This window comes from Methyloligella halotolerans, from assembly GCF_001708935.1.
Classification (GTDB): domain Bacteria; phylum Pseudomonadota; class Alphaproteobacteria; order Rhizobiales; family Methyloligellaceae; genus Methyloligella; species Methyloligella halotolerans.
This window is the reverse complement of sequence record NZ_MASI01000001.1, coordinates 201,379-219,066: the sequence shown is the minus strand read 5'-3', so window position 1 is coordinate 219,066 and position 17,688 is coordinate 201,379. Positions and strand designations below refer to the sequence as shown.

Below are 17,688 nucleotides of genomic sequence, written 5' to 3'. Positions count from 1 at the left end.
GAAGGAACGATGCTTCGTCCGCTCGATTACGCTCTGAGAAATATTGTCGTTCGGGGTCACCTGAAACTCATCGACCCCGACGGCAAGTCCCATGAATACGGCGATCCGTCCGCCAAGACCGTGATCGCCCGTATTGCCGACCGCGCCACGGAAAGGCGCATCGCCCTCAATCCCGGTCTCAATATCGGTGAAGCCTTCGCCGACGGCCGCCTCACCTTGGAACAGGGCACGATCTACGATTTCCTCGAGGCCATCCTTCAGGATCTCGATCCCTACGAGTGGCCTCGCTGGACCCGCTTCATCGACAGCTTCCGCTACATCACCCGCTGGATTCAGCAATATAATCCGGCCCCGCGGGCCAAGCGGAATATCGCCCATCACTACGATATCGACGGCTCGATCTACGATCTCTTCCTCGATCCCGACCGGCAATATTCCTGCGCCTATTTCGAGCGGCCCGATCAAAGTCTGGAAGACGCGCAACTCGCCAAGAAGCGCCACATCGCGGCGAAGCTCGATCTCCAGCAGGGGCAGAAGGTTCTCGACATCGGATCCGGCTGGGGCGGCCTCGCCCTCTACCTGGCCCAAAGCGCCCATGTGGACGTCACCGGAATCACCTTGAGCGAGGAGCAGCTGAAGGTCTCCCGCGAACGCGCCGAGAAGAGCGGCCTCGCCAGGTCGGTGGATTTCCAGCTGATCGACTACCGCGCGCTCAAAGGCACGTTCGACCGCATCGTTTCGGTCGGCATGTTCGAGCATGTTGGCGTGAACCATTACCGGACGTTCTTCCGGAAGGTCTACGAGCTGCTCGCCGACGATGGCGTGGCCATGATCCACTCCATCGGCCGGTTCGACGGCCCCGGCACGACCAACCAGTTCATCGCCAAATACATCTTTCCCGGCGGATATATCCCGGCTCTCTCGGAGGTGTTCCCGCCCATCGAGCATGAACGCCTGATCTCCACCGACGTGGAGATCCTCCGTCTCCATTACGCCATGACCCTGCGTCACTGGCGCCAGCGCTTCCGTGCCTCCTGGCATACCCTGTCGGAACGCTTCGGCGAGAAATTCTGCCGGGTCTGGGAGTTCTATCTGGCCGGCTCCGAGACCGCCTTCCGGTATCAGGGGCTGATGGTGTTCCAGATCCAGCTGAGCAAGAACCAGGACGCCCTGCCCCTCACCCGCGACTACATCTTCGAGACCGAGCGGGATCTGCGGCGCGACAACGCCGGGGACATGAAGCAGCCGGCGGGAACCGCGAAATAGCGCGCGGTGTCAAATCGGTGGAAGCGAGTTTTCCACCGCCCTGTGTAAAGCGTTGATGACACTCCTTCAGCCCTCTCCGCGACCGATCTTGGCCTAGCCAAGGCGGGGTTTTCGACTAGTGTCCGCAGCATGAGCAACGCACTGATTCTGCCCCGGCAGCCGGCCGACGATTCGCCTGAATTCCGCGAGCTGCCGCATAATATCGAGGCCGAACAAGCGCTTCTCGGAGCCATCCTGGTCAACAACGAAGCGTGCGACCGCGTATCGAGCTTCCTGAAGGAGACGCATTTCTTCGAGCCGCTGCACGGCCGCATCTACAGCGCCGCCGCCAAGCTGATCTTTGGCGGCAAGCGCGCCACGCCGATCACCCTCAAGACCTTCTTCCAGAACGAAGAACCGGCCGGCGACATGACCGTCCCGCAATATCTGGGCCGGCTCGCCGCCAACGCGACCACCATCATCAACGCCGAAGATTACGGCCGCACCATCTACGATCTCGCCATCCGCCGGGAGCTGATCCAGGTGGGCGAGATCCTGGTCAACACGGCCTACGATTCGCCTATCGATGCGCCGCCTTCGACCCAGATCGAGTTCGCCGAGCAGCAGCTCTACGAACTGGCCGAGACCGGCAAATACGGTCAGGGCTTCTCGCCCTTCTCCGCCGCGCTGACCGACGCCATCGACATGGCGGCCAACGCCTATTCCCGCGACGGCGGGCTTTCGGGGATCGCGACCGGCTTGGCCGACGTGGACCGGAAGATGGGCGGTCTCCAGGCCTCCGATCTGATCATCCTCGCCGGCCGTCCCTCCATGGGGAAGACGGCGCTGGCGACCAACATCGCCTATCACGTGGCCAAGAGCCATCGAACGGACCCCAATACCGGCAAGGATCTGGACGGCGCCGTTGTCGGCTTCTTCTCTCTCGAAATGTCGTCGGAGCAGCTCGCCACCCGTATCATCTCCGAGCAGGCGTCGCTCTCTTCGGAGCGCATCCGCCGCGGCCGCATCGATCCCGACGAGTTCGACCGGATCGTCGAGGTCGCCCAGGAGCTCCAGAACCTGCCGCTTTATATCGACCAGACCGGCGGCATCACCGTGGCCCAGCTCGCCGCCCGCGCCCGCCGTCTGAAGCGCCAGCGGGGTCTCGGCTTCCTGGTGGTCGACTACCTTCAGCTTCTTGCCGGCTCGTCCCGCCGCGCTTCCGAAGGCCGCGTCCAGGAGATCACCGAGATCACGACGGGCCTGAAGGCTCTGGCCAAGGAGCTCGAGGTTCCTGTCCTTGCCCTGTCCCAGCTTTCGCGTCAGGTCGAGCAGCGTGACGACAAACGGCCGCAATTGGCTGATCTTCGAGAATCCGGCTCCATCGAGCAGGATGCCGACGTGGTGTTGTTCGTGTTCCGTGAGGAATACTATCTGGAACGGCGCCAACCGCGTGAGGGAACCGAAGAGCACCGCCAGTGGCAAGACGAGATGGAAATGGTGATGGGCAAGGCCGATCTGATCATCGGCAAGCAGCGCCATGGCCCGACGGGCACGGTGACCCTCCAGTTCAATCCGGAGTTCACGAAGTTCAGCAACCTGGCGGGCGACGAGCGGCTGCCGGAGCGCTTCGAGTGAGCGAAGAGGCCGAGGCCGCTTCGCCGAAGACTTCAAGTTCAGATGCTCCCGCCGGCGCCCCCGGCCTCGTCACCATCGATCTGGACGCCCTGGCCTCCAACTACCGCCACCTCCGGGAGCGGGCCGCGCCGGCCGAATGCGCCGCCGTCGTGAAGGCGGACGCTTATGGCCTCGGCGCAGCCAAAGTGGCGCCGGTGCTCTGGCGCGAAGGCTGCCGCACCTTCTATGTCGCGACCCTCGCGGAAGGTCGTAGCTTGCGGGCCCTCCTTCCAGAGGCGACGATCTATGCCTTCGACGGGCTGATGCCGCGCACTGCTGACCTTTTCGCGGACCTCGAGGTCCGCCCTGTGCTGAACAGCATCGATGAGATTCGCGAATGGGCGGCCCATTGCAGGATGGCGGGCAAGCGACTGCCCGCAGGTCTCCATCTCGATAGTGGCATGAACCGCCTCGGCCTGCCGGAAGCGGAGCTCGACGCTGTGGCAAGCGATCGCGCACTGCTCGAGTCTTTCGAGCTCAGCCTTGTGATGAGCCACCTCGCCTGCTCCGATACGCCGGAGCACCCGAAGAACCAGGCCCAGCGGGACCGGTTCGATGCGCTTCGCCGCCGCCTCCCCGATGTGCCCGCGAGCCTCGCCAATTCGGGCGGCGTGATGCTGGGCGAAAGCTATCATTTCAACCAGGTGCGCCCCGGCATCGCGCTCTACGGCGGTCAGCCGGCGGCCGGGAACGACCACCGCTTCGAGAACGTCGTGACCCTCGAGAGCCGGATCCTCCAGCTCCGCACGTCGCCCGCCGGCGACACGATCGGCTACGGTGCCACCCGCCACATCGACGCCCCGAGACGCATCGCCACGATCGCCGCCGGCTACGCGGACGGCATCTCCTGGCTCCTGTCCGCGGGCGACGGCAAGCCGCCCTTGAGCGTCTATCTCGGGCCCCACCCGGCCCCGGTCATGGGCCGCATCTCCATGGACCTCATTACCGTGGACGTTACGGACATCCCCGACGAATACGCGAGCCGCGGCGCCATGGTGCAGATCATCGGCCCCCGTCAGCCCATCGAAGCGATCGCCGAGCAGGCCCAGACCGTGAACTACGAGATCCTCACCAATCTCTGCCGCCGCGCCGCAAGGCGCTATGTCGGAGGCGACGCCTGACTATGGCCAAGCGCTCACGCAATTTCGTCTGCCAGGAGTGCGGCGCCGTCACCGCCCAATGGGCGGGCAAATGCGCCACCTGCGGCGCATGGAATTGCATCGTCGAGGAGCAGGAGGAACAGACCCCGCCCGCTACCGCGAACCTCGTCTCCATAAAAGGCGGCAAGGGCCGTAAGGCCAATTTCGAGACCCTGAAGACCGAGACCCGCGACGCGCCGCGTATCGAGACCAACTTAAGCGAATTCGACCGGGTCACCGGCGGCGGGCTCGTGCCGGGCTCCGCTATTCTCGTCGGCGGCGAGCCGGGTATCGGCAAGTCCACCCTCCTTCTCCAGGCCGCCGCAGCCTTGGCCCAGAACGGCGCGCCGGTCATCTACCTGTCCGGGGAGGAGGCGACCGCCCAGGTCCGCATGCGCGCCGCGCGGCTCGGCCTGAGCGAGGCCCCGGTCGCGCTGGGCACCGAGACCAATGTCGCGAATATCGTCTCGAGCCTCTCCGACGGAGAGACGCCGGCCCTCGTTATCGTCGATTCGGTGCAGACCCTCTGGGCGGAGAACCTCGAGGCCGCACCCGGCACCATCTCCCAGCTCCGCGGCTGCTCATCGGCCCTCATCAGCCACGCCAAACGTAAGGGCTACTGCTTGGTGCTGGTCGGCCACGTCACCAAGGAAGGCCAGATCGCCGGCCCGAAGGTGATCGAGCACATGGTGGACACGGTGCTCTATTTCGAAGGCCAGAGCGGCCATCAATTCCGCATCCTGCGCAGCGTGAAGAACCGCTTCGGGCCGACCGACGAGATCGGCGTGTTCGAGATGGGCTACGAAGGTCTCGCCGAGGTCGCCAACCCGTCCGCGCTCTTCCTCTCCGACCACGAGGAGAACAGCCCCGGCACCGCCGTCTTCGCCGGCATGGAAGGCACAAGGCCGATCCTGGTGGAGATCCAGGCCCTCGTGGCCCCCTCCTCCCTCGGCACGCCGCGGCGCGCCGTGGTGGGCTGGGACACCAACCGTCTCGCCATGATCATCGCCGTGCTGGAAGCCCGCTGCGGGGTGCGCCTCTCCGGCCATGACGTCTATCTCAACGTCGCCGGCGGCCTGCGCCTGACCGAGCCGGCCGCAGATCTCGCCGCGGCGGCCGCCCTGCTCTCCTCCCTCACCGATACGCCCGTGCCCGAGCACACCACCTTGTTCGGTGAGGTCAGCCTGACGGGGGCCATCCGCAGGGTTGGCCATGCCGAACAGCGCCTGAAGGAGGCCGCTAAGCTCGGCTTTTCCCGCGCCATCCTGCCAGCAGGCAACGACGTGCAGAGCAAGGATCGAAACAAAGCCAGCGCGGACGACGGCCAGAAAAACGGGGGAATCGAGCAGGTCGAGCTGACCGAGCTGCGGGAGCTGGTCGCCCGCTTCGGTCCGCTCGACAACGCGACGGACGACTGATCTTCCGTCTACGGACGGCCCCGCTGGCCAAAAACTGCCGTACTGCGCGCTTAGGAGCGTTGCTCAGCCATCCCAAGTATGCTTGATGCGCGGGAATCGTGTTAACGTAAAAAGCGGTCGGAGGGAGCCCCGTTCATGCCAATCTCTTGGCTCGACATCATTCTCATCGTGATCATGTTGATCTCGGGCTTCCTCGCCATGGTGCGCGGGTTTACCCGAGAGGTTCTCTCGATCTTCTCCTGGGCCGTCGCCGCCGTCGCCGCGCTGTACCTGACCCCGAAATACTGGACGGTCATCGAGCCCTACTTCCCGTCCGACACCGCCGCGCAGATCGTCTTCGGCATCGCCGTCTTCATCGTCGTGCTGATCGTCGTGAGCCTGATCACCCTGCGCCTCTCCGACCATGTGTTGGACAGCCGCGTCGGCGCCTTCGACCGCACCCTGGGCTTCATCTTCGGCCTCGCGCGCGGCTTCCTGCTGGTCGCCATCGTCTTCGTGATCTTCACCGCGCTGGCCAAGGAGCAGCCGGACTGGGTGGAGAACGCAAAGTCCTATCCCCTGCTCCAGCAGACCCAGATCGCCATCGAATCGCTGATCCCGCAAAATCCGGAAGCCCATCTGCCCGGCCAGGGCGACGATGAGGCGGGTTCGTCCACAGGCGCGCCAGATGCCGCAGCCCCCGACGCCGATGTCCCGGCCGAGGGCGGAACGCCCCCCGAGCCCGCACCGGAACCGGCGCCCGAGACCACACCGGAGCCAGATGCCACGCCGGACGTTCAATAAAGGAAGTCAAAACCTTAGTTGCGTAGCGTCGCGAAACCTGAAGCCGCACGGAGAGCTCGATGACAACCGGCGCGACGCCGCGCCACATTTAAACTCTGAGGCGAAAACGTCAGGAAACGAACCGGCAGATTCGCGCAGGGGTCATTGACGCATCAGCCACGGCTCTTATTTACACAGGGTGAGACAAGGACAGCCGTGACCCAGATCCGAGACGACAAACTCACCGGCGCTTCCACGAATGGCGCCTCTCATGCAGTCGATTTCGAAGCGGACGATCCCCAGGCCTCTGCGGATTGGTTCGCCGCGGACCGGCTGCGCGAGGAATGCGGCGTCTTCGGCATCTTCAATCACCCGGACGCCGCCGCGCTGACGGCCCTCGGCCTCCACGCCCTACAGCATCGCGGCCAGGAGGGCGCCGGCATCGTCACCTGCGATGGCGAGCGTTTCCACCCCGAGCGGCGCCTTGGTCTGGTCGGCGACCATTTCACATCCAGCTCGGTGATCGATCGACTGCAAGGCGATTCCGCCATCGGCCACGTACGCTACTCCACCTGCGGCGACCACGTTCTCCGCAATGTCCAACCCCTCTTCGTCGATCTCGATTCAGGCGGCTTCGCCCTCGCCCATAACGGCAATCTCACCAACGCGCTCACCATGCGCGAGCAGCTCATCCGCCAAGGCGCGATCTGCCAGTCCACCTCCGACACCGAAGTCATCCTCCACCTCGTCGCCCGCAGCCAGAAGGGCGAGTTCATCGAGCGCTTCGTGGAAGCCCTGCTCCAGGTGGAAGGCGCCTACGGCCTCGTCGGCCTCACCAACAAGAAAATGGTCGGCGCCCGCGATCCTTACGGTATCCGGCCGCTCGTCCTGGGCAAGCTCGGCGATGCTGGGTGCTCGCGTCGGAAACCTGCGCCCTCGACATTATCGGCGCGGAGTTTGTCCGGGATGTCGAGAACGGCGAGATCGTCGTCATCACCCGCGATGAAAACGGCAAGAGCCGGCTGGAAAGCCATCGCTTCGTGCCGAAATATCCGCCGCGTCTCTGCCTTTTCGAATATGTCTATTTCTCCCGGCCCGACTCCATCGTGGGCGGCCAGTCGGTCTACGACGTCCGCAAGGAAATGGGCCGCCAGCTCGCCCTGGAATCCACCGTGCCCGCCGACGTCATCGTGCCGATCCCCGATTCCGGCGTGCCCGCAGCCATCGGCTACAGCCAGGAATCCGACATTCCCTTCGAGTTCGGCATCATCCGCAACCACTATGTCGGCCGCACCTTCATCGAGCCGGAGCAGCAGATCCGGCAGCTCGGCGTGAAGCTGAAGCACAGCGCCAATCAGGCCCGCATCAAGGGCAAGCGGATCATCCTTCTGGACGACAGCCTGGTGCGTGGCACCACCTCGGTGAAGATCGTGCAGATGATGCGCGATGCCGGCGCCGCGGAGGTTCATATGCGGGTCTCCTGTCCGCCGATCCGCCACCCCGATTTCTACGGCATCGACACTCCCGAGCAGGAGAAGCTCCTCGCCGCCACCCATACGGTCGAGCAGATGCGCGACTTCATCGGCGCCGACAGCCTGGCCTTCCTGTCCGTCGACGGCATGTATCGCGCGCTGGGCTATGAAGGCCGCGACAACGAGCATCCTCAGTTCACCGATCACCACTTTACCGGGGAATATCCGACCCGGCTGCAGGACCGCGAGGGCCCGCCCCTCCAGAAGCAGCTCTCCTTCCTCGCCGAGGTCGGTTAGAGCGCCGGCACCTGCAATCGTTTGGCCGACATCCAAAACCATCAGCGTCTGAAGGATCGGATCGCACTCGTCACCGGCGCCTCCCGGGGCATCGGCCGTGCCGTGGCCGAGGCCTATGGGGCGGAAGGCGCCCATGTGCTGCTGCTCGCCCGCAAACAGGAAAGCCTGGAGCCCGTGGACGATACGATCCGCGCCCAAGGCGGCACGGCGAGCATCATTCCCCTCGATCTCGGCAGCAACAAGCGCGTCGATGGGCTGGGCCCGGCGCTGTATGAGCGTTTCGGTCGTCTCGACATACTGGTCGCCAATGCCGGGGTGCTGGGCGGTCTGTCCCCCTTGGCCCACACCACCGATCCCGACTGGGAGCGGACGATCGCCATCAATCTCAATGCCAATTGGCGGCTCATACGCACCCTCGATCCGCTACTGAAGCGGTCCGACGCGGGCCGGTGCATCTTCGTCACCTCGGGTCTCGCCCAAAGCGCCCGCGCCTACTGGGCGCCCTACTCCGTCTCCAAGGTGGCGGTGGAGGCGCTTGCCGTCACCTACGCCAACGAGACGGCGGAAACCCCCATCAAGGTGAATATCCTCGATCCCGGCACCGTTGCGACGGATATGCGGGCGGAGGCCTATCCGGGCGAGGATCCGGCCACCCTGAAGACCCCGGAATCCGTAGCGGAAAGCTTCGTCAAGCTCGCCGAACCGGCTTGGACCGGCACCGGCGAGCGCCTCCGGGCGCCTCTCTAAGCGCCTGATTTAGAAGCTGCTTTTGCCGACAATTTGGGCAGCGCATTTTGTCGCGGCCTGCTATTTCATCCCCTCCAAACTGATTAGATTCAGACTCTGTTAAGCAGCCTGTCTCAAGACGGAAGGCGAGACGATTTTCGCTCTCTTGAGGGAACGAGGCCACCATGATCGAGACGAAGAAGGCGCATCATCCAATCGCGCCCAGAAGATTCGACCGGCGTATTCTCTTCGGTATTCGCACGGCGCTGATCGCCGGGCTTCCCGCGGCAGCGCTACTGCCGGCACCGGTTTATGCGCAAGGCGCCTGCACCACCACCGACACCAGCGGCTGCGTCGCCGTGCCCGGTATGAGCCAGGACATGGTCCGGAACCGGTTCGGCCGCACAGCCGGGACCAATCCCACTCAGGATCGCGTCACCAATCGCCTAAACACGAGCAATTGGCAGGCGGACGGTAACGTCAAGACGCCCTTCAACATGCAGGAAGCCGGCAGCGGCACGAAGGTCGAGACGAGCCTGCACGAGTGGCGCGCCGCCATCTCCGATGCGGAGCGGAAGCGTCTGCAGGAGGCGAAGGAACGCGGTGAGGACGTCAAGCTGCCCGAGGCCGTACGCCGGAAGGCGCCGCCCGTCGATGTGTGGGTGCGCAGCCAGACCCAATCCCTCGACGCCTCCGGGAATACCCGCAAGGCCGGCGAAGCCGTCACCACCTATGTCGGTGCCGACTACAAAGTGAACTCGAACGCTCTCGTGGGCGGCATGGTGCAGACCGACGACGCCGCTCAGCATGCTGTGGGAACCAGCGAGCAGGTCGACGGCAAGGCCTACATGGCCGGCCCCTACGCCGCCTACCGCGTGACCGACAAGGTGATCGTCGATGCGAAGTCCCTGTGGGGCCAGTCCAACGACGTGGCCCGCACCGGCGAGGACGCCGCCGCCTATGCCACCAACCGGTCTCTGAACCAAGCCCGAGTCAGCGGTAACTGGGGCATCAAGAAGATGCAGCTTACGCCGTCCGGCGCCGTGACCCACATCACCGAGGATGCGGACATTCCGATGGCCGGCGTCGATGCCGCGCGGATCGAAGAGACCCGCGTGTCCGTGCGCCCGGAGATCAAGCGGCCGTTCCAGGCGGGCGAAGATAAGAAGATCGAGCCTTTCGCGTATTTCGAGAGCAGCCTGAACGTGGACGACGCGGACTTCACCAACGCCGCCCCCACCAACAGGGTCGGCGGCGGTGTGGCGCTCACCAAGACGGACGACTACAGCATCCGCGCGACCATGGATTACACCGAGACCATGAACTCGGATATCGATCCGTCCGCCTCGGGCCGCGTCTCGGTCAATGTGCCGATCGGCAACAAGCCGTAGGGCGCCCTACTCTTCGGTATGAAGAACGAGCCCGTCATAGGCGGGCTCGACGCCCTCCGGGAGTTCGCGGATCAAGCTCTCGTAATCCAGATCGATATGCATGTGGGTGAAGACGGTCCGCGCCGGCTTCATCCGCTCGACCCAGCTGAGAGCCTCATCGACGCTCAGATGGCTCGGATGCGGCTTCGGCCGCAGAGCATCGAGGATCCAGACATCCAGATCGTGCAGATGCTCAAGGCTCTCCTTGGGCAGGTCGTTCACGTCCGGCGAATAGGCGATGCCGCCGAAGCGATAACCGATGCTGTGGACCGCGCCATGCTGCTGCAGGTAGGGCATGACGGCGATGTCACCCCCTGCCCCTGAGATGGTGAAGCCTTCGCCCGGCGCGATATCGGTGGAATCGAGGATCGGCGGATAATCGCTTCCCGGCGGCGTCTCGAAGCAATAGGCGAAGCGCCGCTTTAGCACGGCCCCCGTCTCGGCGTCGTGATAGACCCGCACCCTCTTCTTGCCGTTGAAGGCGATCATACGCAGATCGTCGATCCCGTGGGTATGGTCCGCGTGATCGTGGGTATAGAGCACCCCGTCGACCCAGGAGACGCCGGCCGTCAGCATCTGCTGGCGGAGATCCGGCGAGCTATCGACCAGAATCGTCGTCTTGCCGCCGGGTCCTTCCTTCTCCACGAGAAGCGAGCAGCGCAGCCGGCGGTTCTTGGGGTTGGCGGGATCGCAATCGCCCCAGATCTCGCCGATCCGCGGGATGCCCCCGGACGTGCCGCAGCCGAGGATGGTGACTTTCAAGCTCATGAACCGGGTTTGCCTGGATGGAATCGCCGCGACCTAGGCCGCATGGGCCTTGGCGCCGGCTGCCTCGCGCGGAACCTTGGAGAACAGCCGAAAGAAATTGTCCGAGGTGATCCGACCGATCTCGTCCTCGCTGACGCCTTTCACCTCGGCGAGCTTCGCTGCCGTATGGACCACGCGGGACGGCTCGTTGGTCTGGCCGCGATGGGGCTCCGGGGACAGATACGGCGCATCCGTCTCCACCAGCAGCCGGTCGATCGGGGCCTCGGCGAAGATCTCCCGCAAGGCATCGGACTTCTTGAAGGTCAGCACGCCGGAGGCCGACAGATAGCCGCCGAGCGCCAGACCGCGCCTGGCGAGGTCCGGGCCGGCCGTGAAGCAGTGAAGCACGAAGGGGAACGCCCCCTTCGCGGTCTCCTCCTCGAGGATGGCCGCCACATCGTCATCCGCCTCGCGCGCATGGATCACCAGGGGCAAGCCGCTCTCGCGCGCCGCCGCGATATGGGTGCGGAAGCCTTGAGCCTGCGCGGCCACCGGCGCGTTGTCATAGTGGTAGTCAAGCCCCGCCTCGCCGATCGCCACCACCTTGGGATGCTCGGCAAGCTTGACGAGGTCCTCAGCCGTCACATCCAGCTCTTCGTCGGCATTGTGAGGATGGGTGCCCACCGAGCAGAAGACATTCGGATGCGCCTCCGCGATCGCAAGGATCTCGTCGAAGCGCTTCACCCGGGTGGAAATGGTCACCATCAAATCGACGCCGGCATCCGCAGCGCGCTGCAGAACGCCTCCGCGGTCCTCCGACAGAGACTCGAAATCGAGATGGCAATGGCTGTCGATCACATGCATGGGCAAACTCACTCGGCCTGGGCGGGCATTTCGTAGCGTGGAAAGATGCCTTCAGGTGTGGGAAGCGAGACGCCCGGCGTCAACCGGCCGGGCTCGCCCAGCGCCGCAAAGTCGCGGCTATCCTCCGGCACGGCGAGTTGATCCAGCAGTTTCGCCGCCGCCACCGGGATCACCGGCTGGGCCAGTATCGCCACCTGCCTTAGGACCTCGGCCGTCGTATAGAGGATCGTCTCCATGCGTTCGAAGTCGGTCTTACGCTTCGCCCACGGCTCCTCGCCCGCGAAATAGCGGTTGGCATCCGCCACGACGCTCCAGATCGCTTCCAGAGCCCGGTGCGGCGCATAGGCCTCCATGGCCTCGTCCACCAGCGAGCTGAGGCTGTCGGCGGACAGCAGGATCGCCTCGTCTTCTTTCGTGAAGCCGGTCGCCGGCGGCAGCTTGCCCTCGCAATGCTTGGCGATCATCGACAGCGAGCGCTGGGCGAGATTGCCCAGATCGTTGGCGAGATCGGCATTGATGCGGGTCGTGATCGATTCCGACGAATAATTGCCGTCCTGGCCGAACGGCACTTCCCGGAGCAGGAAATAGCGCAGCTGATCGACGCCGAATTCTTCCGCGAGCGTGAAGGGGTTGATGACGTTGCCCAACGACTTCGACATCTTGACCCCGCGATTGTTCACGAAGCCGTGGCCGAACACCTTCTTGGGCAGCGCGATCCCCGCCGACATGAGGAAGGCGGGCCAGTAGATGGCGTGGAAGCGCACGATGTCCTTGCCGATGATGTGCACATCGGCCGGCCAGTAGCGCTTGAACTGCTCGCTCTCTTCGTCCGGGAAGCCGACGCCGGTGATGTAGTTGGTCAGCGCGTCGACCCAGACATACATCACATGCTTCGGATCGCCGGGCACCGGCACGCCCCAATCGAAGCTCGTGCGCGAGATGGAAAGGTCCCGCAAGCCGCCCTTCACGAAGTTCACCACCTCGTTCCGGCGCGTCTCGGGTCCGATGAAGCCGGGATTGGCCTCGTAATGGGCCAGCAGCTTGTCCTGATAGGCGGAGAGCCGGAAGAAATAGCTGTCCTCCTCGACCCATTCCACGGGCGTGCCTTGCGGCGAGAGCTTCTGACCGCCCTCCTCCGTCAGCTCATCCTCGTCGTAATAGGCCTCGTCCCGCACCGAGTACCAGCCGGCATAGGTGTCGAGATAGATGTCGCCAGCGTCGGCCATCCGCTTCCAGAGTTCGCTCACCGACTTCCAGTGGCGCTCCTCGCGAGTCGTGATGAAGTCGTCGTGGGAGCAATTCATGGCCGCGGCCAGCTCGCGGAAGCGCGGCGTGTTGCGGTCGGCGAGCTCGGCCGGGGTTATGCCCTCCGCCTTCGCCGTCTGCACCATCTTGATGCCGTGCTCGTCGGTGCCGGTCAGAAAATAGACCTGCTTGCCCTGGAGCCGCTTGTGACGCGCGAACGCATCCGTGGCGATCGCCTCGTAGGCGTGACCCATATGGGGCTCGCCGTTCGGATAGGAGATCGCCGTGGTGATGTAATAGAAATCTTCGCCAGACATGGCGGCAGACATAGCCGTGCGCCCGGCCCCCCGCAAGCGTTCGCAAGCGGTGCGGCTAACGGTTTGTGCCCATCGCCAGGCTTTGCAGCTTGGAGAAGCTGTCCAGCACCAGCACGCCCCGGTCGAGATTGAGCCCGAGTGTTTCGTCATGGGCTCTGCCGATGGCCTGCCACGCATCAGCCCAGCGGCCGAGATCGCCGGCACCCATCAGCTCGCCGGCCAGCGCGATCTCCGAATCATGCCGCTCGTCTCCGTCGCCCGCGCCCGGATCAGCCGCTCCATCAGTCCGAGGAGCAGCGCGAAGAAGAGCTCCAGTTGTTCTGTGTTGCCCGGCGCACCCAGCGTGTCGGCCTTCTTGTGCAGCCAGGCCGCGTCTAGCTGGGGGAGCTTGCGGAACGCATCGAAGATCTCGCCATAAAGCGCGATCCCCTCGCCGCCCGACAGCACAAGAGCCCGCCGCACGCTGCCCTCGGCCAGGGCGATCGACGTCTCCAGAGTCTCGTCGTCCACGCCGGCGTGCGCCGCGTCCAGTGCCTGCCGCGCGGCACGCTCCACATCGGCATCCTCCAGCGGATGCAGCCGTAACGAGCGGCAGCGGGAGCGGATGGTGACCGGCAGCCGTCCTTCCGCCGCGGCGACCAGGAGAAAGACGGTCTTCGCAGGCGGCTCCTCCAGACCTTTCAGGAGCGCATTCGCCGCTTGGGCGTTCAATTCGTCCGCCCGGTCCACCACGACCACCCGCCAGCCGGTCTGCGCCGCCGTGCCGCCCAGGAAGGAGCGCAGCCGGCGCACCTCATCCACGCCGATCCATTGGGAATAGCGCTTCGTCTTCGGATTGTAGGTCCGATTGAGGATCAGCAGATTTGGATGGGCCCGTCCCGCAACCTGATGGAACAGAGGTCCGTCCGGATCGTCAGGGTCTTCGCCGGGCCGGTCATGGGCAAGAACCTGGCGCGCCAGCCCATAAGCCAGCGTCGCCTTGCCGATCCCCTCGGGCCCTGAAATCAGCCAGCCATGGTGGAGGCGCCCTTCGGCCAGCGCCTGCTCGAACTCCGCCTTCTCCTCCCCATGGCCGTAGAGCGCCACAGTCTCGCGCGGCGCCGGAAATCCGGCGAGGCGATCCGGCTCCTCGTCGCGGGCATTGGTATCCGCCGCCGCCATCAGGCGCCGAGCCGTTCCGTGACGGCTTCCCAGATGTCCTCAGCGACCACCGCCTCCGGCTGCGAGGCATCGATAACCACACAGCGCTCCGGCTCTTCCTCGGCGATATCGAGAAAGCCTGGCGGACCCGGTCATGCAGAAGCAACTGTTCCTGCTCGAACCGGTCGGCCGCCTCGCCCTCCTCCCGGCGTGCATTGGCGCGCGCCATGCCGGCCTCCGGATCGATATCCAGGATAAGCGTGAGATCGGGGATGAAGTCGCCCACGGTAAGCCGTTCCAAGGAATCGAGAATCCGTCGTGGCACGCCGGCCATCGCCCCCTGATAGGCCCGGGTCGAATCGAGGAAGCGGTCGCACACGACCCATTTGCCGTCCGTCACGGCCGCCTCGATTTGGAAATCGATATGATCCTTTCGGGCGACGGCGAAGAGAAGCGCCTCGGCGAAGGGCCCGTATTTGGCGACCTGACCGGACAGGATGGCCTCCCGGATCGCCTCGGCGCCCGGCGAGCCGCCAGGCTCCCGGGTCGACACTACGCGGCGACCGGCCCTCGCCAGCCGCATCGCCAGGATGTCGGCTTGGGTGGATTTGCCGGATCCTTCTCCACCTTCGAGGGTGATCAGCCGGCCGTTGTCGAACCGCATCGGACGAGCCTCCCGGAGCCTAAAGAGCCCAGCCGAAGGCGAGCACGAACAGGGAATCGAGGCCTCGCCAGGCGAAGCCCGACGGCGCGATATCCTCGCCCGCGTAAAGCGGGATCTCGTTCTTGGTCTTCAGCTCCACGCCCTCCACCCGCAAATAGCCCAGATGATCGCCCTTCTTCACCGGAGCCTTCACCGGCCCCTGATAGGCGATCGACGCCGTCACCTTGGGATTGTCCGAGATCGGCAGCAGCACGTCGATATCGCCCTTGCCGACCAGCTTCACGTAATGCTTCTCGCCGCCCCAGACCAGCGCGCGGCTCACCTTCTCGCCCTCGTCGAACAGACGATACCGCTTGAAGTGCTTGTAAGCCCATTGGATGAGCTTCTTCGCTTCCTTCTCCCGGTCGTTTTGCGAGGGAAGCCCGGCCACCACGACATTGATGCGCCGGCCCTTCTGCTCGGCGCTCGCCACGAGCCCATAGCCGGCGTCCTTGGTGTATCCCGTCTTCAGCCCGTCAACACCGATCCCTTCGTCGAGCAGCGGATTCCGGTTGCGGAACGTGAAGCGGGTGAACTCGAAGGTCGGCTGTCCAAAGTAATGATAATACTCGGGATATTGGGTACGCAGAAATTCCGCCAGCGTCTCGATATCCCGCACGCTCATGACATGGCCGTCCGCCGTGAGTCCGGTCGAGTTCGCGAAATGGGATTGGGAGAGACCGATCTCCTTCGCATAGTCGTTCATCAACTTGACGAACTTCTCTTCCGAGCCTGCGATCCCCTCCGCAAGGATCAGGCAGGCATCGTTGCCCGACTGCACCGTGATTCCCTGAATGAGCTGCTCGACGGTGACCTTCGAATGGATCGGCGCAAACATGGCCGAGGTGCCCGAAGGCGCCCCGCCTGTCCGCCACGCATGCTCGCTGACTTCGAATTCCTGATCGAGCTTGATCCGCCCTTCCTTGAGCTGCTTGAAGACCACCGCAAGGGTCATCAGCTTGCTCATGCTGGCCGGATCGATCTTGGCATCGGCGTCCTTCTCGAACAGCACGATGCCCGTATCGGCCTCCACGAGGATGGCGTTCTTGGCCGTGGTGGCAAAATCCTCGGCGACGGCCTTCGAGGCGAGCCCGCCCATCGCGAGGAACAAGCCTAGAGCGAGCGCCGCGCATCCGCGCGCAACCCACTGGAAAAGCTTACGGAACCCCAAGTTTGGCGACATGAAGAAGCTGAACTGCAACGCTGAGCTGTGCTGGAGAATGGCAGCGCGCACTGGCTGCGCGCCCTTAACCCTACTATCGGAGCATGGATTCCGAAAATCAATCGGACTTGACGGGGAGCGCCGCCGGCGGAAGCAGCGCTATGGCCCGACGACCCGCGCGCCGGAGTAGCCCGCGGCAGCCACTTTGGCCCGCGCGGATTCCGCACTCGAGCGGTCGCCGAAGGGACCCACCTGTACCCGGTAATAGGTGGCGCCGTTGACCGTGACGGGAGAGACGTCCACCCCGCCGATGCCGCCGAGACGGCTATGAGCCTGCATGGCGTTTTCTTCTACCGAGAAGGATCCGCCTGGATGGCGAACCCGCCATTCGCGACGGGTGCCTGCGGCGGCGCGGCTGGAGTCGGGGACCGAACGGAAACGACCGGCTGCAGCTGCGCCGAAGCCAGCTGAGCTTGGGGCCGCTGCGGCGGCGCCGCCGGCTTCTGATTGGGTGTCGGCGGCTTGGGAAGGCTGCCCAGAGCCATCGGTTGGGCCATCCGGGGTCCGCTCTCGTTCGACGCGTAGTGCGCCCAGCCCTGCTGGGCCAGGAAGCGCCGCTCGAAGCTGTCGTCACCGCTCAAGGGAGCCGGCCCCATATAGGTGACCTCCACCTTGGCCGTGCCCTGCTTCCGATAGCCCAGAGCATGGGCCGCCCGGCTGGACAGATCGATGATGCGATTGTTGGAGAAGGGTCCCCGGTCGTTCACGCGGACGACGACCGTGCGGCCATTCGAAAGATTGGTCACCCGGACGAGCGCAGGCAGCGGAAGCGTCCGGTGCGCGGCCGAAAGCCGGTTCATATCGTAGATTTCGCCGTTCGCCGTGCGCCGTCCATGGAAAAGCTCACCGTACCAGGACGCCGTGCCGACCTCGGTGTAATGCGTGACGTCCTGGGGCTTATACCAGCGGCCGGCGACCTTGTAGGGTTTGCCCACCATCTGACGTCCGCCGCCCTTGGGCACCGGCTGGCCGAGGGGAATGACCCGCGGCCCCAGCTTCTCGCCGTTGCCGCTTTCGCCGCAGCCATTCAGACCTACGGCAAGACCGCATACGGCCACCCACGCAAGTACAATCCGCACCGTCGCAGAGACCGGCCCGAACCCGCAGGTTCCGGCCGCGCGCGGCGCGCGATTGGGCAAAGCCACCCGATTCAATTTGGACCCCGTCTACGCAAAAACTGACGACGCATCGATGCGGCCCCGGGAACCGAACGGTCCCTCTCCGGAGCGCGGCCCCATCAAAGCCTCCAGACAATTGAGAAAGCCTTAAAGCCCGTTAACCATC

At 64.7% G+C, this 17,688-nt stretch carries 15 protein-coding genes and 2 pseudogenes; 8 read left to right on the top strand and 9 right to left on the bottom strand.

The features are described from left to right. Positions 1–9: 9 nt before the first annotated feature. The 8 genes and pseudogenes from A7A08_RS01135 to A7A08_RS01100 all read left to right on the top strand — a co-directional run bounded on the left by A7A08_RS01135 (position 10) and on the right by A7A08_RS01100 (position 10,127). Positions 10–1,266, top strand: coding sequence for a cyclopropane fatty acid synthase (locus A7A08_RS01135; protein ID WP_069093720.1), 1,257 nt, complete (start codon positions 10–12; stop codon positions 1,264–1,266). 129 nt (positions 1,267–1,395) lie between these two features. Continuing rightward, complete coding sequence (locus tag A7A08_RS01130; protein ID WP_069093719.1) at positions 1,396–2,883, top strand: replicative DNA helicase; 1,488 nt, start codon at positions 1,396–1,398, stop codon at positions 2,881–2,883. After that, positions 2,880–4,043 (top strand): alanine racemase, encoded by a 1,164-nt coding sequence (gene alr / locus A7A08_RS01125; RefSeq protein WP_069093718.1) that lies wholly within the window; start codon positions 2,880–2,882, stop codon positions 4,041–4,043. Before A7A08_RS01130 ends, alr begins: the two co-directional genes overlap by 4 nt. A 2-nt stretch (positions 4,044–4,045) precedes the next feature. After that, a complete protein-coding gene (gene radA / locus A7A08_RS01120; RefSeq protein ID WP_069093717.1) occupies positions 4,046–5,479 on the top strand; it encodes a DNA repair protein RadA in 1,434 nt (477 codons plus the stop codon). Between the two features lie 135 nt (positions 5,480–5,614). Next, complete coding sequence (locus A7A08_RS01115) at positions 5,615–6,262, top strand: CvpA family protein (protein WP_069093716.1); 648 nt, start codon at positions 5,615–5,617, stop codon at positions 6,260–6,262. Positions 6,263–6,574: 312 nt separating this feature from the next. Continuing rightward, positions 6,575–8,010 (top strand): annotated as a pseudogene (gene purF / locus A7A08_RS01110) (amidophosphoribosyltransferase). A gap of 21 nt (positions 8,011–8,031) precedes the next feature. Then, the gene (locus tag A7A08_RS01105) at positions 8,032–8,757 is read left to right on the top strand and encodes an SDR family NAD(P)-dependent oxidoreductase (RefSeq protein ID WP_069093715.1); all 726 of its coding nucleotides are present in this window, start codon (positions 8,032–8,034) and stop codon (positions 8,755–8,757) included. Between the two features lie 164 nt (positions 8,758–8,921). Then, positions 8,922–10,127, top strand: coding sequence for an autotransporter domain-containing protein (locus A7A08_RS01100; protein ID WP_069093714.1), 1,206 nt, complete (start codon positions 8,922–8,924; stop codon positions 10,125–10,127). A 6-nt stretch (positions 10,128–10,133) separates the two neighbouring features. Here A7A08_RS01100 and A7A08_RS01095 read toward each other — a convergent pair whose 3' ends face one another. The 9 genes and pseudogenes from A7A08_RS01095 to A7A08_RS01065 all read right to left on the bottom strand — a co-directional run bounded on the left by A7A08_RS01095 (position 10,134) and on the right by A7A08_RS01065 (position 17,462). Continuing rightward, positions 10,134–10,934 carry an MBL fold metallo-hydrolase gene (locus A7A08_RS01095; RefSeq protein WP_069093713.1) on the bottom strand — a complete coding sequence of 267 codons (801 nt, stop codon included), beginning with the start codon at positions 10,932–10,934 and terminating at the stop codon, positions 10,134–10,136. 33 nt (positions 10,935–10,967) lie between these two features. Next, entirely contained in the window at positions 10,968–11,777 is an 810-nt protein-coding gene (locus A7A08_RS01090; RefSeq protein ID WP_069093712.1) for a TatD family hydrolase, read from the bottom strand. 8 nt (positions 11,778–11,785) lie between these two features. Continuing rightward, positions 11,786–13,339, bottom strand: a complete 1,554-nt coding sequence (gene metG, locus A7A08_RS01085; RefSeq protein ID WP_069094253.1) for a methionine--tRNA ligase — start codon at positions 13,337–13,339, stop codon at positions 11,786–11,788. 55 nt (positions 13,340–13,394) lie between these two features. Beyond that, complete coding sequence (locus A7A08_RS16110; RefSeq protein WP_169822887.1) at positions 13,395–13,547, bottom strand: hypothetical protein; 153 nt, start codon at positions 13,545–13,547, stop codon at positions 13,395–13,397. Beyond that, the gene (locus A7A08_RS01080; RefSeq protein WP_083226344.1) at positions 13,547–14,500 is read right to left on the bottom strand and encodes a DNA polymerase III subunit delta'; all 954 of its coding nucleotides are present in this window, start codon (positions 14,498–14,500) and stop codon (positions 13,547–13,549) included. The genes A7A08_RS16110 and A7A08_RS01080 overlap by 1 nt, the downstream gene beginning before the upstream one ends. A gap of 169 nt (positions 14,501–14,669) precedes the next feature. Next, positions 14,670–15,143, bottom strand: a pseudogene (gene tmk / locus A7A08_RS15370) (dTMP kinase); the annotation flags it as partial. 19 nt (positions 15,144–15,162) lie between these two features. Continuing rightward, positions 15,163–16,293 (bottom strand): D-alanyl-D-alanine carboxypeptidase family protein, encoded by a 1,131-nt coding sequence (locus A7A08_RS01075; RefSeq protein ID WP_245290771.1) that lies wholly within the window; start codon positions 16,291–16,293, stop codon positions 15,163–15,165. Positions 16,294–16,503: 210 nt separating this feature from the next. Then, a complete protein-coding gene (locus tag A7A08_RS01070) occupies positions 16,504–16,683 on the bottom strand; it encodes an SPOR domain-containing protein (protein WP_069093711.1) in 180 nt (59 codons plus the stop codon). A gap of 11 nt (positions 16,684–16,694) precedes the next feature. After that, the gene (locus A7A08_RS01065) at positions 16,695–17,462 is read right to left on the bottom strand and encodes a septal ring lytic transglycosylase RlpA family protein (protein WP_069093710.1); all 768 of its coding nucleotides are present in this window, start codon (positions 17,460–17,462) and stop codon (positions 16,695–16,697) included. Between the last annotated feature and the right edge of the window lie 226 nt (positions 17,463–17,688).

Coding starts and splice junctions, on each gene's coding strand:
- A7A08_RS01135 (WP_069093720.1), top strand. CDS start 10: ATGCTTCGTCCGCTCGATTACGCTCTGAGAAATATTGTCGTTCGGGGT.
- A7A08_RS01130 (WP_069093719.1), top strand. CDS start 1,396: ATGAGCAACGCACTGATTCTGCCCCGGCAGCCGGCCGACGATTCGCCT.
- radA (WP_069093717.1), top strand. CDS start 4,046: ATGGCCAAGCGCTCACGCAATTTCGTCTGCCAGGAGTGCGGCGCCGTC.
- A7A08_RS01115 (WP_069093716.1), top strand. CDS start 5,615: ATGCCAATCTCTTGGCTCGACATCATTCTCATCGTGATCATGTTGATC.
- A7A08_RS01100 (WP_069093714.1), top strand. CDS start 8,922: ATGATCGAGACGAAGAAGGCGCATCATCCAATCGCGCCCAGAAGATTC.
- A7A08_RS01095 (WP_069093713.1), bottom strand. CDS start 10,934: ATGAGCTTGAAAGTCACCATCCTCGGCTGCGGCACGTCCGGGGGCATC.
- A7A08_RS01090 (WP_069093712.1), bottom strand. CDS start 11,777: ATGCATGTGATCGACAGCCATTGCCATCTCGATTTCGAGTCTCTGTCG.
- metG (WP_069094253.1), bottom strand. CDS start 13,339: ATGTCTGGCGAAGATTTCTATTACATCACCACGGCGATCTCCTATCCG.
- A7A08_RS16110 (WP_169822887.1), bottom strand. CDS start 13,547: ATGGGTGCCGGCGATCTCGGCCGCTGGGCTGATGCGTGGCAGGCCATC.
- A7A08_RS01080 (WP_083226344.1), bottom strand. CDS start 14,500: ATGGCGGCGGCGGATACCAATGCCCGCGACGAGGAGCCGGATCGCCTC.
- A7A08_RS01070 (WP_069093711.1), bottom strand. CDS start 16,683: ATGCAGGCTCATAGCCGTCTCGGCGGCATCGGCGGGGTGGACGTCTCT.